The sequence below is a fragment of the Myroides phaeus genome (genome assembly GCF_009799805.1).
In the GTDB taxonomy this organism is placed as follows: Bacteria; Bacteroidota; Bacteroidia; order Flavobacteriales; family Flavobacteriaceae; genus Flavobacterium; species Flavobacterium phaeum_A.
The window spans coordinates 343053-362169 of record NZ_CP047050.1 but is presented as its reverse complement, the minus strand read 5'-3'; the positions used below and the strand labels follow the sequence as shown (position 1 = coordinate 362169).

15 protein-coding genes and 6 tRNA genes are annotated in these 19117 nt (G+C 33.7%); 11 read left to right on the top strand and 10 right to left on the bottom strand.

The annotated features are described in order from the left end of the window. Positions 1–49: 49 nt before the first annotated feature. From GQS07_RS01690 to GQS07_RS01670, 5 genes are all read right to left on the bottom strand, one after another. Positions 50–796, bottom strand: coding sequence for a glycerophosphodiester phosphodiesterase (locus GQS07_RS01690; protein ID WP_158209363.1), 747 nt, complete (start codon positions 794–796; stop codon positions 50–52). A gap of 164 nt (positions 797–960) precedes the next feature. Beyond that, positions 961–2274 carry a 30S ribosomal protein S12 methylthiotransferase RimO gene (gene rimO / locus GQS07_RS01685; RefSeq protein ID WP_158209362.1) on the bottom strand — a complete coding sequence of 438 codons (1314 nt, stop codon included), beginning with the start codon at positions 2272–2274 and terminating at the stop codon, positions 961–963. 561 nt (positions 2275–2835) lie between these two features. Then, positions 2836–3693 carry a hypothetical protein gene (locus GQS07_RS01680; RefSeq protein WP_158209361.1) on the bottom strand — a complete coding sequence of 286 codons (858 nt, stop codon included), beginning with the start codon at positions 3691–3693 and terminating at the stop codon, positions 2836–2838. 109 nt (positions 3694–3802) lie between these two features. Continuing rightward, on the bottom strand, positions 3803–5341 hold the full coding sequence (locus GQS07_RS01675; RefSeq protein WP_158209360.1) for an OmpP1/FadL family transporter: 1539 nt from the start codon (positions 5339–5341) through the stop codon (positions 3803–3805). A 30-nt stretch (positions 5342–5371) separates the two neighbouring features. Next, positions 5372–6397 carry a hypothetical protein gene (locus GQS07_RS01670; protein ID WP_158209359.1) on the bottom strand — a complete coding sequence of 342 codons (1026 nt, stop codon included), beginning with the start codon at positions 6395–6397 and terminating at the stop codon, positions 5372–5374. A 102-nt stretch (positions 6398–6499) separates the two neighbouring features. Here GQS07_RS01670 and proS point away from each other — a divergent pair, with 102 nt between their 5' ends. The 11 genes from proS (at position 6500) to GQS07_RS01615 (ending at position 13381) form a co-directional block, all read left to right on the top strand. Further along, positions 6500–7975, top strand: coding sequence for a proline--tRNA ligase (gene proS / locus GQS07_RS01665; RefSeq protein WP_158209358.1), 1476 nt, complete (start codon positions 6500–6502; stop codon positions 7973–7975). Positions 7976–8051: 76 nt separating this feature from the next. Then, positions 8052–8123, top strand: a tRNA-Glu gene (locus tag GQS07_RS01660). Between the two features lie 34 nt (positions 8124–8157). Beyond that, positions 8158–8229: transfer RNA gene (locus GQS07_RS01655), tRNA-Glu, on the top strand. Between the two features lie 37 nt (positions 8230–8266). Beyond that, positions 8267–8338 (top strand) — tRNA-Glu (locus tag GQS07_RS01650). A 34-nt stretch (positions 8339–8372) separates the two neighbouring features. After that, positions 8373–8444, top strand: a tRNA-Glu gene (locus GQS07_RS01645). A gap of 34 nt (positions 8445–8478) precedes the next feature. Beyond that, positions 8479–8550 (top strand) — tRNA-Glu (locus tag GQS07_RS01640). Positions 8551–8587: 37 nt separating this feature from the next. Continuing rightward, positions 8588–8659, top strand: a tRNA-Glu gene (locus GQS07_RS01635). A gap of 41 nt (positions 8660–8700) precedes the next feature. Beyond that, complete coding sequence (gene rpsT, locus GQS07_RS01630) at positions 8701–8952, top strand: 30S ribosomal protein S20 (RefSeq protein ID WP_090409392.1); 252 nt, start codon at positions 8701–8703, stop codon at positions 8950–8952. A gap of 136 nt (positions 8953–9088) precedes the next feature. After that, positions 9089–10888 (top strand): translational GTPase TypA, encoded by a 1800-nt coding sequence (gene typA / locus GQS07_RS01625; RefSeq protein WP_158209357.1) that lies wholly within the window; start codon positions 9089–9091, stop codon positions 10886–10888. 383 nt (positions 10889–11271) lie between these two features. Beyond that, positions 11272–12582 carry a dihydrolipoamide acetyltransferase family protein gene (locus GQS07_RS01620; protein ID WP_158209356.1) on the top strand — a complete coding sequence of 437 codons (1311 nt, stop codon included), beginning with the start codon at positions 11272–11274 and terminating at the stop codon, positions 12580–12582. Positions 12583–12667: 85 nt separating this feature from the next. Then, positions 12668–13381, top strand: coding sequence for a diphthine--ammonia ligase (locus GQS07_RS01615; RefSeq protein WP_158209355.1), 714 nt, complete (start codon positions 12668–12670; stop codon positions 13379–13381). A gap of 4 nt (positions 13382–13385) precedes the next feature. On the opposite strand, the gene GQS07_RS01610 is transcribed toward GQS07_RS01615, so the two are convergent. The 5 genes from GQS07_RS01610 to GQS07_RS01590 all read right to left on the bottom strand — a co-directional run bounded on the left by GQS07_RS01610 (position 13386) and on the right by GQS07_RS01590 (position 18593). Continuing rightward, positions 13386–13811: a thioesterase family protein gene (locus GQS07_RS01610; protein WP_158209354.1), complete on the bottom strand. Its 426-nt coding sequence runs from the start codon at positions 13809–13811 to the stop codon at positions 13386–13388. A 189-nt stretch (positions 13812–14000) separates the two neighbouring features. After that, positions 14001–16010, bottom strand: a complete 2010-nt coding sequence (locus GQS07_RS01605; RefSeq protein WP_158209353.1) for a TonB-dependent receptor plug domain-containing protein — start codon at positions 16008–16010, stop codon at positions 14001–14003. A 46-nt stretch (positions 16011–16056) separates the two neighbouring features. Continuing rightward, positions 16057–17022, bottom strand: a complete 966-nt coding sequence (locus tag GQS07_RS01600) for a hypothetical protein (RefSeq protein WP_158209352.1) — start codon at positions 17020–17022, stop codon at positions 16057–16059. A 94-nt stretch (positions 17023–17116) separates the two neighbouring features. Continuing rightward, on the bottom strand, positions 17117–17479 hold the full coding sequence (locus GQS07_RS01595; protein ID WP_158209351.1) for a hypothetical protein: 363 nt from the start codon (positions 17477–17479) through the stop codon (positions 17117–17119). A gap of 85 nt (positions 17480–17564) precedes the next feature. Beyond that, positions 17565–18593: a helix-turn-helix transcriptional regulator gene (locus tag GQS07_RS01590; protein WP_158209350.1), complete on the bottom strand. Its 1029-nt coding sequence runs from the start codon at positions 18591–18593 to the stop codon at positions 17565–17567. Positions 18594–19117 lie beyond the last annotated feature (524 nt).

Here is a 19117-nt window from a genome sequence, read left to right as displayed (position 1 = left end):
TTTTAAGATATAACAAAGGCGTAATAATTACTATTACGCCTTTTTGCTTTTATATACGTTCAGGATAATTAGTTATTATTCCATCTACTTTTAGTTCTTTCATTCTGTTTATATCCTCTTGATCGTTTACGGTCCACGGATATATTTTTAAATTAGCTTCTCGTATTTTAGAGGCATTTAAGGCATTCAAATCTTTGTGGTAAGGATTTATTGCTACGGCGTTTATTTGTTTCGCAAAAGCTATTGCATCAGCTGGTTCCTCCTCTGTTAATACTGCAATGTCAATTGAATTATTAAGGCTTCGCATTTTTTCTAACTCATTCCACTTAAAACTTGAGATTATAAAGTCGGTATTAGTCCACCCTTTGTTTATAAATAATTGAATAAGTTGGTGTGTTTCTTTTGCTGTATTATTGCCTTTTAGTTCAATGTTTAAAACAGCTTTGCGATCTATTGTTTCAATTATTTTTTCTAAAGTTGGAATTTGATAAACTCCATTCACTTTTACCTTTTGCAATTCATTGTAGGTATAGTCTTCAATGTTTCCTGTAACGTTTGTAAGTCTATCAAGTTGATCATCGTGAAAGACCATTAATTCGCCACTTTTAATTTTGAAAACATCAATTTCAATTACATCACAATTTAAGTCTATTGCTTTTTGAATAGATTCAACTGTGTTTTCTGTTATGTGTCCCATTGCACCACGATGTCCTATTCTTAATATGTTATGCTCTTGAGCAAAAGAGGTACTACTCATAGTAAGGAAGATTAGTAAGAGTTTGTTAATTGTTTTCATCTTGTTTAATGATTGGTTTAAACAAAGATGATTGTTTTGTTTTATTCAGAGATTATCTCAATGTTATGCTTGTGTAAAGTAATACAATAAAAATAGAATAGGAGGAAAGTTGGGAAAATTTGGACACAAAAAAAGCTGTTCGAAGTAGAACAGCTTTTAGTAAATTATTTTGTTGGAGTACCGTAAAGGTCAAACTCCGTTGCTTCATCAATTGTAATATTTGCAAATTCACCAATTTTCAAATAGTGTTTTGTTGCATCAATTAATACCTCATTATCAACATCAGGACTATCAAATTCAGTACGACCTACAAAGTGATTACCTTCTTTTCTGTCGATAATACAACGGTATGTATTACCAATTTTCTCTTGATTTAATTCCCAAGAAATTTGAGCTTGAATTTCCATAATTTCGTTTGCTCTTTCTTGTTTTACTTCTTCCGGAACATCATCTTCAAGTAAATAAGCGTGTGTGTTTTCTTCGTGAGAATAAGCGAAACAACCTAAACGTTCAAAACGCATTTCCTGAACCCAGTCTTTCAAGATTTGGAAATCTTCTTCTGTTTCTCCAGGATATCCTACAATTAATGTAGTTCTGATAGCCATTCCAGGAACTGCTTCTCTAAATTCGTTTAATAACTTAGTAGTTTTTGCTTGTGTAGTACCACGGCGCATTGACTTTAAGATATTATCAGAAATATGCTGTAAAGGAATATCTATGTAATTACAGATTTTAGGCTCACGTTTCATCAATTCCAATACATCCATAGGGAATCCTGTAGGGAATGCATAGTGAAGACGAATCCACTCAATACCTTCAATTTTAGCTAAGTTTTCTAATAGTTCAGCTAAGTTTCTCTTTTTATATAAATCTAATCCGTAGTAAGTAAGATCTTGTGCAATTAAAATAAGTTCTTTTACACCATCTCTTGCAAGTCCTTCAGCTTCTTTTACTAATTTTTCAATTGGTTGAGAAACGTGTTTTCCTCGCATAATTGGAATAGCACAAAAGCTACAAGGACGATCACATCCTTCAGCAATTTTTAAGTATGCGTAATTTTTAGGAGTAGTAGTCATACGTTCTCCTAATAATTCGTGTTTATAGTCAGCTCCTAAAGCTTTTAATAATAAAGGTAAATCAGTTGTACCGAAGTATTGATCTACGTTTGGAATTTCTGCTTCTAAGTCTGGTTTATAACGTTCAGATAAACATCCAGTAACGAAAATTTTATCAACAATACCTTGTTCTTTTTTATCTACGTATTCTAAAATAGTGTTTACAGATTCAGCTTTTGCATTATTGATAAATCCACAGGTATTAATTACTACAATGTTTGCTTCATCATTAGCTGCTTCATGCGTTACTTCTTTACCACTTGCTTTTAGTTGTCCCATCAACACTTCACTATCGTAAACGTTTTTTGAACAACCTAAAGTTACTACGTTGATTTTATTTGTTTTTAAAGTTTTGGTTCTCATTGATTTAAAAAATTGGACTGCAAAAGTACATTTTTTTTCTATAGAAAGCATCAGCTTTAGTATAATTATAATATTGTGTGTAGTAAATTATACTCATTCCTGTTAATACTTAAATGATTGATATTGTTTGATTTATTTTGTTTTAGATTAAGAAAATATCAAATTAAGAATGCCTTTTATATTTGAGAATAAAAAGAATGGGGAATGTAATTTCGTGAAAAATATATAGGTAAATAGAGTTCTTCAAGATACTGAATAGTAGTATTAGTGATTGTTTATTAAAGTCTTAGAGGTATCTTGTTCGGGAGATGTACCACTCAAGTACCACAATAGTTCGGAAAAAAGCTTTTTTTCCGAAGATGTCTCGGAGATGTGTGGGGCATGTCTCGAATGAGTCTTGAATAAACTGATAGTGATTATGAATATGAGTCTAAGGAAGTCGTAGAATTATTGTTTTTTGGCTTTAAAAGTTTACTAAGAAAGGAATCTGGATAATTGAAAAAAAAGAGTCCGTTCTCAATTGAAAACGGACTCTCGCTATATTGAACTCTTAAAAGAGTATTATAATCTAAAGATACCACCAAAGGCAATAACAGTTTCTCCAAACCAGAAATCGTGCATTGCTTTATCAGCTTTATCAGCAGTTGTACGTACATCATACATATTGATGAAACCACCTTTTAATTCTGCTTGAATAAAGAAGTGTTTGAAGAAAGTTACGTTTAAACCAGCTTTAGCAGAAACTCCTAAACCAGCAACGTGGAATTCATCATATCTTTCTTTACCTAAAAGTTTTGTGTTTGTTTTTGGATAAACAAGTCCAAAACCAACACCTTCAGTTAAGTTAATTTGTACTTTATCAGTATTCCAAACACCGAATAATTTAGAAATATCATCAACTCTGTTTATTTCAAAGTTAAGATAGTTTAAACCATCAGTGTGTTCAAAAGTTAAGAAGTCATCAGTAAGTAATACTTGGTCTGGATTTCCAGCAACAGCTTCACCATATAGATTATCTCCTTGTCCAGGGTAATAACCTTTAATGTTTACTGTTTTATTTTGATCCATTACATATTTCATATGGTCAACACCTAAAGAGATATTGTATTTATCACTAATAAAGTAACCAATTCTTAAGTTTGTTTGTGGAATAGTCATACGACCTGGGTTGATATAATCAACATGCCATCCTTTTGGTTTATCACTTGCTTGTACATTTTCCAATGTAAAATCGTAATCAGCACCTCTAAAACGGATATCTGAGTTTGTGTAATATCCACGGTTACCTCCCCAGTAAATATAGAATTTACCTTTGTTTGAATCAGTATAACGCAATGGTGTTGTAACAGCGTCTTGTGCAAAACCAGAAGCAGTTGCAAATAAGCAAAGAGCTACAAATAGTTTGAAAATATTCTTCATTTCTTCTAATCTTTTTATTTACTAAAAACGAACTGCAAAGGTACAACAAAAAAAATCTCTTTAATAGTTTAACCATTAAAGAGATTTAGTACAAAAAGTTCTAAAAATATTAGAAGCTTATATTGTATGTTAAGTTGACAAAATTATCACGTGTTTTAATATTTGCAGCTGAATATAAGTTGTTTACAGTCATATCAACTAAGCTGGTTTGAAATGATTGAGCAGTTCTTGTATAAGAAAGGTCTAATCTTGAGTTTCCAAATGAATAACCAACCCCTGTTGAAAAACTATTCAAATCACCATAAGCTTTGAAATCCTTTTTATAAGGGCTTTGTTCAAATCTATAACCACCTCTGATGCTAAAGTCTTTAATTCTATATTCACCTCCAATACGTATATGGCTTGTACCTTGTGTTGTATTTGCAATAGAATTGTTTAAAGTTTTGTAAGCATTATTTCCTTTTGGACGGAATTCGTTGTTGCTATAATCTTTATATGTATAGTCAACACTAATAAGTCCTTTCTCACCAAAAACGTAAGCTAAACTCCCTGTGTATTTAGAAGGAGTTCTCAAACGGTAACGATCATATAAGTTTACTACTTGTGGGTAAATGTATTCAGATTCATCTTTTCCAACAGCTATAGTTTCTAATCCTTGAGCTAATTCATCTTTTAAAGAATACCAAGTTGGAGATTCATAAGATATACCCGCTCTAAGTTCATCAGTTACTTGAGCAATTGCTCCTAAGTTGAAAGAGAAACCAGTACCATAAGTATAAGTACTATTGTAAAAATTCATAATATCAATAGTTCCATCTCCTGCAGGTGTTTGTGCTCTTTCAATAGCGCGTGATGTTTGTGTATAATCAACTACGTGAATATTTAAATTTCCTCCCACATAAAAGCGATCACCTAATTGAGCAGCAAAAGTACCAGCAAATTTACTTGAAAAACCAGAAGTAGTAAATACTCTGGCTTGATGATAAGCACTATTAGTAGCGTAATTTGCTGAGTAAACACCATCTTGTTTATCGGATAAGATTACACCCGTTTCGTGTGCTAAGAAAGTTTGTTGACCATCATAACCAGCCATATTACCTGCTTGTACATATGCATCTGTACCATCGTTAGTTTTAGGATCTGCAACATCGTAAGGAATATGATTGTTATTAGCAATGTTGAAAAAATAATCACCTAAACTATTGCCATTGCTCAATCCTCTAAACAAATAGTCATTTCTAAGGTTCTTTGTGCTTTCATAATTAAGTCCAATTGTAAACTTTTTCATTACAGCATCTTTGTCATAGCTGTTGAAAACAAATAAAGCTCCCATTTGTCCAACATCAAGTCCGTTGTAATTTTTAGATTCTTTGTTTCCAAAGTAATCCGATTTATTGTTTTTTGCAACGTATGACACTGTAAAAGCAGCAGTATTATAATTGAAAATAGCTCCCCCAGCAGGGTTTATACTCAATGCAGATAAATCTCCACCTACAGCTCCAAAAGCACCACTCATTCCTCTAAAACGAGCTGTACCATTTAGGTCGGTTTGGTTAAATTTCATTACATCACCAGGAGATGCTTCTTGCGCATAAGTAGCTCCGGTTAACAATATAGCAGAAAGTAAGCTATAAAAATATTTATTCATAATAGTTGTGTTTTTTGGTCTTTGGCTTAATTAACGGCGATAGCTACTGCGAGATGATCCACTTGAGCTACTTCTTGACGACGACGAAGAAGAAGGAGCAGAGTAACTACTTCTTGATGATGAAGTAGAGTAGCTGCTTCTGCTATTACTACTTCTTGTATTTGTATTGTTAGAAGAGTTACTATTGTTATATCTCGAATTATTGTAAGAAGAAGAACTATTTCTATAAGATGATCTTGAATTAGAACTTCTTGTGTTATTGTAATAAGTATTAGTACTATTAGACGAATTTACATTTGTAGGACGTCCTGTACTTTGATAGCTCGATCTTGAATAAGAAGATCTTGTGTTTCCATAATTACCTCTATTACTTGAAGAGTTGCCTCTGCTGTAATAAGAATTACTTGATCTTGTGCTATTTGTTCCGTTGTAAGAAGAACGATTACCACTATAGCTTGATCGATCACCATAAGGGCGAGTAGTTCTTACGTAGTAATTGTTGTAATAAGGCGAGTAGTATCCTCCTCCATAATACGGTGAACCATAATATCCACCCCAAGGACGGTTATAATATCCATAACCCCATCCCCATCCGAAGCCAATACTAATACCACTGCCCCAATAATAAGGACTGTAGAATGGGTCATAATATCCACCCCAATAGTTATTGTAATAACCATTATACCCGTAGTAAGGAGATCCGTAGTAACCTCTGTTATAAACATTCACTTGAATACTTGATGGTTCACTACCCCAAGATCCGTAAGAAACTGCTTTAGTTGGTTTGTGTTTAACTACGCTATCATTGATAGGTGAGGTATATTGATTAATATCTGTGAAATATTCTAAATCATTGTTTAATGATTGAAAATAATTTTCATAGTAGTTGTCATTTTGATTACTGCTATTTTGTTGTGGGCTATTCCCTTGAGAATAAACACCATCATCATAATATGAGGTGTTGTAATAAGAACCACAAGAAACTGCTAATCCTCCGATAAACAGAAACGCACAGAATCTGCTTATTAACTTAGAAGTTTTCGTAATTGTTTTCATTTCATTGTTTTTTTAATTGTCGGTCAAAACAAATTTAGTTAGTTTTGTGGAATTATTATAGTTAATTAAGAGTTAAACACTAATTAGTGCCAAATTTAAAAGATGAGCAAGAATATTACTAAAAGAGAAGAGGATTATTCAAAGTGGTACAATGAACTTGTAGTGAAGGCTGATTTAGCTGAAAACTCAGGTGTACGCGGGTGTATGGTAATCAAACCGTATGGTTATGCTATATGGGAAAAGATGCAAGCAGAAATGGATAAGAGGTTCAAGGAAACTGGACATCAAAACGCTTATTTCCCCTTGTTCATCCCCAAATCTTATTTTAGTAAAGAGGCAAGTCACGTAGATGGTTTCGCAAAAGAGTGTGCGGTAGTAACGCATTATCGTTTGAAAACAAGTGAAGATGGGAAATCAATTGAGGTTGACCCGGATGCAAAACTTGAAGAAGAATTAATCGTACGTCCAACTTCTGAAACGATTATTTGGGATACATATAGAAAATGGATTGAATCTTATAGAGATTTACCTATTTTAGTTAATCAATGGGCAAACGTTGTTCGTTGGGAAATGAGAACAAGATTGTTCTTGAGAACTGCTGAGTTTTTATGGCAAGAAGGGCATACAGCTCACGCAACAAAAGATGAGGCAATTGCAGAAGCAGAACAAATGCTTGAAGTATATGCTGATTTTGCAGAGAACTTTATGGCTATCCCTGTTGTAAAAGGATTTAAAACAGAGACAGAGCGTTTTGCTGGTGCAAATGAAACTTATTGTATTGAAGCTTTAATGCAAGATGGAAAAGCACTACAAGCAGGTACATCTCACTTTTTAGGTCAGAACTTTGCAAAAGCATTTGATGTTAAGTTTACAAGCCAAGAAGGTAAGCAAGAATATGTATGGGCTACATCGTGGGGTACATCAACTCGTTTGATGGGAGCGTTGATTATGACGCACTCTGATGACAATGGTTTAGTATTGCCTCCAAATTTAGCACCTATACAAGTAGTAATTGTTCCAATTCACAAAACGGATGAGCAATTAGAAACTATTCGTGCTGAGGTTAAGAAAATCACAGATAGATTTAAAAAATTAAATATTTCATTCAAGTTTGATGATCGTACGACTTTCAAACCAGGATGGAAATTTAATGAGTATGAATTGAAAGGAGTGCCTGTACGTGTGGCAGTAGGACCAAAAGATCTTGAAAATGGAACTTTTGAAGTTGCTCGTCGTGATACATTGACAAAAGAGGTTGTTTCTAAAGATGGAATCGTGGAGTATATCCAAGATTTGTTAGAAGAGATTCAATCAAGCTTATTCAATAAGGCATTAAAATATAGAGATGAACATATCACAGAAGTAAATTCTTTTGAAGAGTTTAAAGATGTGTTAGAAAATAAAGCAGGATTTATTTCAGCTCACTGGGATGGTACTGCAGAGACAGAAGAGAAGATAAAAGATCTTACTAAAGCTACAATTCGTTGTATTCCAATTGATAGAAAAGAGGAAGAGGGTGTTTGTGTGCTAACAGGCCAACCATCTAAGGGTAGAGTTCTTTTTGCAAAAGCATATTAATTTTTAATTTTTTTTGTTTTTCTCTTGTAGGATAAAAAAATTATTGTAGTTTTGCATCCGCATTAGAGAAACAAATGGTCCGTTCGTCTAGGGGTTAGGACGCCAGGTTTTCATCCTGGTAACAGGGGTTCGATTCCCCTACGGACTACAAAGTTCTTTTAAATGTAGATATTGATATTAATGGTCCGTTCGTCTAGGGGTTAGGACGCCAGGTTTTCATCCTGGTAACAGGGGTTCGATTCCCCTACGGACTACTTAGTTCATTTAGAACTTACACATTGAGATTTTTTTGGTCCGTTCGTCTAGGGGTTAGGACGCCAGGTTTTCATCCTGGTAACAGGGGTTCGATTCCCCTACGGACTACAGGTTTTTTTAAAACTTAATATATTGAGATTTTGGTCCGTTCGTCTAGGGGTTAGGACGCCAGGTTTTCATCCTGGTAACAGGGGTTCGATTCCCCTACGGACTACAAGTTTTTTTAAAACTTAATATATTGAGATTTTGGTCCGTTCGTCTAGGGGTTAGGACGCCAGGTTTTCATCCTGGTAACAGGGGTTCGATTCCCCTACGGACTACTTAGTTCATTTAGAACTTACACATTGAGATTTTTTTGGTCCGTTCGTCTAGGGGTTAGGACGCCAGGTTTTCATCCTGGTAACAGGGGTTCGATTCCCCTACGGACTACAAGAGAAAAAATAGTATAGACTTAATAAAATATTTAGAAAATGGCAAATCATAAGTCAGCTTTAAAAAGAATTAGAAGTAACGAAAAGAAGAGAGTATTAAACAGATACCAACACAAAACAACTCGTAACGCAATCAAAGCATTACGTATGATCGAGGATAAAACTGAGGCTGGTGTTAAATTACCTGTAGTTGTTTCTATGATTGATAAATTAGCAAAGAAAAATATCATTCACTCGAATAAAGCTTCTAACTTGAAATCAAAATTAACTAAACACGTTGCTGCATTATAATAATACAGTAAAACGATTTAGTTTGTTAAGAAGAAAAAAATATCAAGCTCTCAATATCTGAGGGCTTTTCTTGTTTTTCTTATTCGTTTTATAAACGAAGTTATTAAATTAAAAATTTAAATTTTAAAATCCTTATATGACACCAATTAGGAATATTGCGATTATTGCACACGTTGACCACGGTAAAACAACTATGGTTGATAAAATCTTACACCACTGTCAATTGTTTCGTGACAATGAGAGCACGGGAGAATTAATTTTGGATAATGAGGATATCGAAAGAGAAAGAGGTATTACTATTACTTCAAAAAACGTTTCAGTAAGTTATAAAGGAACAAAAATCAACATTATTGATACTCCAGGCCACGCCGATTTCGGTGGGGAAGTAGAGCGTGTATTGAATATGGCTGATGGTGTTCTTTTAATTGTAGATGCTTTTGAAGGGCCAATGCCACAAACTCGTTTCGTACTACAAAAAGCTATTAGTCTTGGATTAAAGCCGTGTGTAGTTGTAAATAAAGTTGATAAAGAAAACTGTACTCCAGAAGAAGTTCACGAGAAAGTATTCGATTTAATGTTTGAACTTGGTGCTGAAGAATGGCAAATGGATTTCCCTGCTGTTTACGGATCTGCTAAGAACAATTGGATGTCTGATGATTGGAAACAACCAACAGATTCATTTGAGCCTTTATTAGATATGGTTTTGAAACATATTCCAGAAGCTAAAGCTAACGAAGGAACTCCACAAATGTTGATTACATCTTTAGACTACTCTACTTTTACAGGTCGTGTTGCTATCGGTCGTCTTCACAGAGGTATTTTAAAAGAAGGAATGAATATTTCTTTAGTTAAACGCGATGGAAAAATCGTTAAATGTAAAATTAAAGAATTGCAAACTTTCGAAGGTTTAGGACGTAAGAAAGTAAGCGAAGTTCACGCTGGTGATATTTGTGCTGTTGTAGGAATTGAAGGATTTGAAATTGGAGATGTTATCGCTGACTTCGAAAATCCAGAAGCATTAGCTACAATCACTATTGATGAGCCAACAATGAGTATGTTGTTTACAATTAATGACTCTCCTTTCTTCGGAAAAGAAGGTAAATATGTAACTTCTCGTCACATTAAAGATCGTTTAAGCAAAGAGCTTGAGAAAAACTTAGCTTTACGTGTTAAAGAAACTGACAGTGCTGATAAGTTTATGGTATTTGGACGTGGTGTATTGCACTTATCTGTATTGATTGAGACAATGCGTCGTGAAGGATACGAATTACAAATTGGACAACCACAAGTAATCATCAAAGAAGTTGATGGTGTTAAATGTGAACCAATTGAGGAGTTAACAATTGATATTCCTGAGAATTTATCAGGACGTGCTGTTGAATACGTTTCTTTAAGAAAAGGTGAAATGTTAAGTATGGAGCCTAAAGGAGAACGTATGATTATTAAATTCAATATTCCTTCAAGAGGTATTATTGGTTTAAGAAATCAGTTATTAACAGCTACTGCAGGTGAAGCTATTATGTCTCACCGTTTCTTAGAATACCAACCATACAAAGGAGAAATTGCTGGACGTAATAATGGTTCATTAATTTCTATGGAGAATGGTAAAGCTATTCCTTATTCAATTGATAAATTACAAGACCGTGGTAAATTCTTCGTTAATGCGAATGACGAAATTTACGAAGGACAAGTAATTGGAGAGAATACACGTAGTGATGATATGTGTATTAACGTAACTAAGGCTAAAAAACAGTCTAACGTTCGTTCTTCTGGTAATGATGAAAAAGCAAGAATTGTTCCTCCAGTTATTTTCTCTTTAGAAGAAGCTTTAGAGTATATTCAAAAAGATGAGTATGTTGAGGTAACTCCAAAATCTTTACGTATTAGAAAGATCTTCTTAAAAGAAACAGATCGTAAACGTAACGTAATTAAATAATAATATTTTATTATATATTAAAGTCGACCAGTAATGGTCGACTTTTTTTTTTGGGATTTCTTCTACTTAAATATTTAGTGAAATCTGTAGTTGTTTTTAATTTTGGATAGGTGCTTTTTTTGTATATTTCTGCATCTATCGGTTTTATCTATCTTTTCAGATCTAATTAAGGGAAATACTTTTTAATAATAGATTGTATTCTTTTGAATAAAATTCTAAAGAAAATAAGTAAAAAAACAATTTTTAAATCGAAGTAATGATAGGAATTAGGGAGATAGAGATTACTTTTTGTAAGAATGATAATTTTATAATCTATTATAAAAAGTCCGAAATATTATTAAATTTGTAATTTGAATCAAAAATCACAACCTTAGGTTATAAATATGGCAAAGTTCGAATTAAAATTACCCAAAATGGGTGAGAGTGTTGCTGAGGCAACAATTACAAACTGGTTGAAAAATGTAGGAGATCGCATAGAGGCAGATGAAACAGTTTTAGAAATAGCAACTGATAAAGTTGATAGCGAAGTTCCGTCAGAAGTGGAAGGAACTTTGGTTGAGATATTATTTCAAGTAGATGATGTTGTTCAAGTAGGACAAACAATTGCAATAATTGAAACTGAAGGAGGAAGTGCTGCACCTGCTCCAACAGCAAATAACACTGTAGCACCTGAAGTTAAAGTAGTAGAAAACAATGTTGCAGCTGCTCAAGAAGCGGTAGCTCCTGTTGATTTTTCTGATTCAGAAAAGTTCTTCTCTCCATTAGTGAAAAATATTGCTAAAGAAGAGGGAATATCTCTTGTTGAATTAGAAGCTATTGCTGGTACTGGTAAAGATGGACGTGTAACTAAGAATGATATTTTAGAATACGTTAAAAATAGAGGTTCACAACCAACTCAAGTTGCTGCCCCTGCACAAGCAGTTGCGCCAAAAGCAGCGCCTGTAGCTCAAACAGCAAGTAAAGCAGCTCCTGTATCAGTTAATGGTGCAGATGAGATTGTAGAGATGGATCGTATGCGTAAGCTTATTTCTGGGTATATGGTACAATCTGTACAGACTTCGGCTCACGTACAATCTTTTATTGAGGTTGACGTAACTAATATTGTAAACTGGAGAAATAAAGTTAAGAGTTCTTTCGAGAAGAGAGAAGGTGAGAAATTAACGTTTACACCAATCTTTATGGAAGCGGTTGCAAAAGCATTAAAAGATTTCCCAGGAATGAATATTTCTGTTGATGGTGATTACATCATTAAAAAGAAAAACATTAACCTTGGTATGGCTGCAGCTCTTCCAAATGGTAATTTAATTGTTCCTGTAATTAAAAATGCAGACCAATTGAACTTAGTTGGAATGGCAAAAGCTGTTAATGACTTAGGTAATCGTGCAAAAGCTGGTAAATTAAAACCAGACGATACACAAGGTGGTACTTATACAGTAACTAACGTTGGTACTTTTGGAAGTGTATTTGGTACACCAATTATCAACCAACCACAAGTAGGTATTTTAGCTTTAGGAGCTATTCGTAAGGTTCCTGCTGTTATTGAAACACCAGAAGGAGATTTCATTGGTATTCGTCAAAAAATGTTCTTATCTCACAGTTATGATCACCGTGTAGTAGATGGAGCTTTAGGAGGACAATTCGTACAACGTGTTGCTCAAATCTTAGAGGCATTTGACCCTAATAGAGAAGTATAATCTATTCGATTAATATATTTAAAAACGGCTTGGCTTTTGTCAAGCCGTTTTTTTTATACCTTGTGTTTACAAATATTAGATGATTATGACTTCTAAGGCGTTTTTAAATTGGAGTACAGGAAAAGATGCAGCTTATGCATTATATACCCTGCAAAGGACAAAGGAATACAATGTAATTAGACTTATGACAACAGTAAACAAGTCTTTTGGAAGAGTGTCGATGCACGGAATTCGTGAAGATGTGTTACGTAGACAAGCTGTATGTTTAGGACTGCCAATAGATATTGTGTATTTAACGGAAACATTGTCTTTACAAGAGTATGAGGCAATAATAACGAAACAATTAAGCGTGTATAAGTCTGAGGGGATATGTAATAGTGTTTATGGGGATATTTTATTAGAGGACTTGAAAATCTTTAGAGAACAACAGTTGCAAAGATTAGCTATTCAAGGAGTTTTTCCTTTGTGGAATATGAATACAAAGCTATTGGTAGAAGAGATGGTAAATGCAGGGATAAAAGCTATTGTCGTGTGTGTGAATGAGCAATTCCTTGATAAGAGTTTTGTTGGTAGGATAATAGACCATCAATTTATTGCAGACTTACCCGAGGGAGTCGATCCTTGTGGGGAGAATGGAGAGTTTCACACCTTTGTTTTTGATGGTCCTATGTTTCAAAAACGTGTTCCTTTTGAAATAGGTGAAATAGGTGAAATAGTTTATAAAACCTATGATGCTCCGAAGCAATGTAATCAGAAAGAAATACATCACTACGGATTCTGGTTTTTAGATATTTTGTAAGGAGTTATTCTTGTGGAATGAATTGTGTTTTCAATACTTCAGGTACTTCTACTACAGCTCTCTTATTGTAATCAAAAGTAACCATACCTGTTTTTGCTTTTGCAATTAGTTTTGTTTCTGTTTGAACAAGGTAGTACAAGTCAAAACCTACTCTTGTAAAATCTCCGGCAACTACTTGTATTGTTAAGTGATCACCATAGAAAGCTTCATTCTTGTATTCTATAGCCACATCACCCATTATTAAGCCTTTTCCTGCACAATCTAACTCTGTATATCCAAAGTTAGCTAAAAACAGCACTCGTGCCTCGTGAAGGATAGATAAGAGTTTGTCATTTGCTAAGTGATTACCATAATTAAGGTCTGTGATTCTCACGGGTATTGTTGTTGAGAAGATATATTCGTTTGGTAAGTTTAGTTTAATACGCGCCATTGTAAATTGGTTGTGTTTAATGTGTTTAAAAATAAGTAATGGTTATAAGAAAATCTCTTTGTCTCTATAGCTAATCGCCATTTATATTAAGAATGCGAGATAGTTAAAGATAATATATGTATTTATAAATAGCGATCACACTAACAAGAAATAAAAAAACCGGTAAGAGAATTACCGGTTTTTAAGATATTATAATTTGTAAGATAAGTTTACAAAGAAGTTTCTTCCTGGATTTGGAATTTTGTTCCAATCAGAATATGTAGTGTAATTAGTGTCTAAGATGTTTTCAACACCAGCACCAATACTTAATATTTGTGTACCAAAGTTAAACTTGTAGTTTGCATTATAGTTTAATGTTGCATAAGCAGGAGTAGTAGTTTCTCCATACGCTTCAGCAGCATTGCTTTTTATTGCATTACCAGTAACGCCTAATTGAGTATTAAACGAATTATATTTATAATCAACTGCAGCGCGATAAGCAATAGGACTAATAAAAGGCAATGTGTTTTCGTCTTTATCTTTTCCGTAGCTATATCCAACACCTCCGGATACAGTCCAATGAGTATCTACATTGTATTTGAAATTCCAATCAATTGTAGCTTGAATAGCATGGTCAATATTTTGGTAAATCTTAAGCCCATTTCCTCCTGGAGTCATTGCGTTGAATGGAGGAGTAATTACACCAATGATATAATTGTCTAAATAGAAGAAATTACCAGATAATTTAGTTGAGAAAGCAGGAGAAACATATTTTACAAATAAGTTAGCTTCGTAAGAAGACTCGTTTTTCATACCTGGGTTACCAATATAGTCATACTTATCTCCACTGTTGAAAAGGTAATATCCATATCCTTCAGAAACAGAAGGAGCTCTGTTACCATATCCTATACCAACTCCATAAACCCAATTGTCTTGTAGTTTTTCATAGTTAGCAGCAAAATTACCAACTACTCTTGTTTTATCTTTTTTAAACGAATCATCTACTAAGAAAATTCTCAATTGATTTACACCAGCTTCACTAACTGTATTATTATGAGATCCGATACTTGCTGTTAGCATTAAACTCTGACTGTCGTCTATTTGCCAATGGTCTTTAAAAGTCCCTCCAACATAAGTAGTTTTAACGTTAGGCCAAGTGTAAACAGACATGTTAACGGCGTTAGTAAGAGTTGAGAACATTGTCATTTCCGCAATAGACTTATTGTGGTAAGTGTTCACTGTAGCACTTAAATGGTGGTTTTCTTTAGCTGTTGCTGATATAGTAGAATATGCACCAAAAGTATCGCTCCATCCTGGCATATCCATACGGATAGCTACATCTGGGCGATTGGTATCATCCATTCTATGTGTAATTGTATTGTAGTACAATTTAGTTTCCCATTTTGTTACCCAAGAATCAGTAGGAATGTAAGTGTGTTTCACAGAAGTGATAATCGCTTCTGCTAACGATACATCCATTGGTAGGGCAGGGTAACCAATGTCTGTTGCTTTATCATAGATAATAGCAGCTTCAACGCTATTGCTTTTGTTGATTGAGTAACCTAAAATACCAGATGTATTTAGTTTTCTAAATTGAGAGTATAAAACCTCTTTATTTCCACCAGCTTTATAATTGTCTGCATCTCTAAACATAATAGAACCACTCGCATAGAACTTTTTAGAAGTGAAGTCGAAGTTTCCGCCTACAATCTTTTGTTTGTTGATACTCTCAAAACCAGTTTGCACTTGTCCGCTAAATTGTTTGTCTTCAGTAAAAGCAAGTTTCTTTGTTCTCAAGTCGATGCTACCACCTAAAGTAGGACCAAAAATAGAGCCTTGTGAACCAGAAGTAACATCTATTTGGTCAAGGTTGTTGATTTCGACATAAGAAGTAATAGGATCCATTTTATCTGTACAAGCGTGGAATATTTGCATTCCATCAATAGTTTGTCTTGTACGCTCAATCGTCATATTGTTGATTAACGGCTCCCAAGCATAAGCACCACGTCTAACTAAAGTGATGTTTTCTTTTTTAGCAAGATAATCATCAATAGTTGTCAATGGTTTTTTATCAACAAGCTCTTTTTCTTTTGAATAAGTTAGAACAACCTCTTTCAAATTGCTATTCTTAAGCGTGTCATTTGCTGATGTATTTTGCCCTATTGCCATTGTAGCACTTAGGGCAGTTAATACACCAGTTATATATATATGTTTAAACATAGTCTTTTATTAAAAAGTGGATGACTTTAGGTTGGGCAAGTATAAATTATATGAATATATCAAGGAATTTGTCACCAAGAACAGGAGTTATATCAGTGTCTTTATTAACTCTAACAGGAGTATATACAGGCTTACCAGCAACAATATTCCCAGCTTCGTCTTTCACTACTAAATTGATATACCAATATCCAGGCATATTGAATACAATAGTACCATCATACATTCCAATATTACTATTGTATTTTAAAGGGTTTATAGCTGCACTAACACCATGGTTTGCCATATCTGGCATTCTTGGATCAATTTCTATAGATAAGTTTTCTACAACAGGAAATTCCATTCCCATTTTTTCTGATCTAAAAACCGATACCTGCATTTTATTTCTTCCAACCTTTGGATTTGGTATTTGATGAAAAGCGATGAAATGATTTTTACCATTATAAGTGAACATTTCTAATGTTTTGTTATCTCCTTTTGCAATAGAATTTATAATATTTTCTCTGTCAAAGAAATTGCCTGGTCTAACAGTTGTATTGATATCTGTTTTAATCTTATTTCCTTTGTTTTCTGATTCAACAGTAATTGTCCAATAGTTTTTTTCTAACTCCATTCCTGCCATAGAAAACATAATTTCCCCTTCAAACTTATTAGTAGTTCCAGCTACAGGTCTAAGTTGTGTAATAGGAGCAGAGTGAGACATTTGATGACCATCTTGCATTGTCATATGCATTGTGATAGCCATTTTTGTGTTTGTAAACACTTTATTAGTCTCATCTTTATTATCTGTAATTTCTATGATAATTGGAGCTGTAGAAGGAGCGTAAAACTCTTTAGTATTAGTAAACACTTTAATAGAATAATCGCCTTCTGTTTGTGTTTTTATTGGGTCTGTAATGATTTCAACAGGTCTTGTAGTTGGCCCCTTTAACATTGAATTATCATCAGAAGAACAAGAAGTTGTTGTAAAAGCGATTGCGATTGCTGTAAAAGCGAAGTATAGTATTTTTTTCATTTTGTTTAAATCTTAAAATTATAATTATAGGTACATAGTGGCTTATGCGCTAAATAGCACAAAGTCAGTATATAAAACGGTAATAAAATAAGATTTAAGCGTGTGGTGGTTTGATAAAATCAAACGTAGGTAAGTAAGTATAAGCTATTTGGTAACTATCAGTTACTTTCGTAGCAAAGGGAATTGTGGGGATTACAGGACTATCCCATTCGTAGGGATTAAAGAAAAGTACCTCTAATTGCAATTGAAATGTCTTCTTAGCTGAGAAAGGATTATCCTCCTGAGCTGTTTTAGCTAATTCACTTTTTAAGTGACAGCTACCGTTACATTCTAATTCAGGCTTATCTTTATTGATACACAGTTCTTGAATAGCATCATAGTTAACCACGAAGTCCAATATTGGGAATACTGGCTTCATAAAGAATAACATTACTATGACTACTATAAAGTGTTTCATAACTGCAAAGGTACGTAAGCTTTGAGAAATAATTATATGATTAAAGGCAGTTTTGTATTAAAAAACAATATTATGATTTAGATAATCAATCATTTTTAGGCGTAATATTATAATTTTCAATCATTTTAGACAGGCGTTTACCTATTCTCTTTTTTAATTCTTTTGGTTCAAGAACTATCATATTTTCCCCAAAACCAAGTATTTCACGCTCCAATTCAAAGTTTAGAACCACGTCTAAGCGAAAAGTTGTCCCTTCTTTCGTTTCGGAAATCACCTGTTGTGAAGGGTGAATAGGTTTTGTCTTTACATAAGGAGCATTATTGGCATCAATCCAAAGAATAACTTTTTTTGCTCTGTCTTTTTCAGTTTTAGTAACGCCTATTGTATCCTCAAAATAACGGTTGAAGTCAATGCCCTCATATTGTTTAAAAGGTTCATTTGCTAAGGTGTGTATATTTACAATTCTGTCCAAAGCCAGCGTGAGTAAATGAGGTAACTTATTATTTCTTGTGATCAAGAACCAGCGATTTCTATATTCTTTTAATAAATATGGATGGTATATTTCTTTACTTGCTTGTTGCGATTTGAAAGATTTGTATTCAATCAAAATGGGCTGTTTACTTTTTATCGCCTCATACAAAGGATTGATAAATTGAATCCCCTTTAAGCGATTATTGTTTTCCATCTGTATATAGTCAGGAGCTTTAGAACTACGCTTAAGCAAGCTATTATCAAGTTTAGCAATCATCTCACTCATCTCATCCACTTGACTAAAACCGTTGAGGTGTTTTAAAATATTGACTACCTCTTTTAGTTTCTCCATATCAGTATCGTTAATAGGAGAATTTTTAATGCTAAAATCAGGATCTTCGTAAGTATAGTACTTTCGGTCTACAACAACAATAGGAGCATTATATCCTAAGCTATCACTACGCATCGTTTGAATATCCAGTTGAATGGTACGTTTACTAACACCACTATCTATTCCTTCAAATTCATATAACGCATCAGAGACTTTTTCAATCAAGTCATCTAATGTCCATTTTCTAAACCTATTTTGTAAGCATTCGTCAATGATTTTGTAGCGTAATAATGCCAATTTATTTGTAGCCATTCCTTTTGTCGATAAATAATAGGAGATAAAAGTACACAAAAACTTATTATGTACGCAAAGGATTTGCGTAGTTGTTTTTTGTTTAAAAAGGTATTGTTTGTAAAGTGTTGTAAAACAAATGTTAGTGAATATTTTTAAACTTTTTTTAATCTGCGCAAGTCTATTGCGCATATAAATGCGCATCTTTGTACTGTTCGAAAGACGCAAGCCTTGGAAGTGTTTCTGAATAGCACGGAAGTGAGGGACAATAGTTTACCTTATACTGCTTGTGGACTTAGAACAAACGGGCAATGCTCGTTTCCATATTCAAGATGTAGGTTCGAATCCTATTATTGTCAAAAGGCAATATAGCTTAAATGGTAAAGCGGAATATTCACGCAGCCTTCGGGCATTTATGGATGAAGCAGAGGACTTCTATAAAAACCTCTCATCATAAAAGGTTCTGATAAATAGTGTTTCTGTTTTTTGTTTCGACAAAGAACACCTTTTTTTAAACCTGAAAAAACAAGTATAAGTTTTGGTGA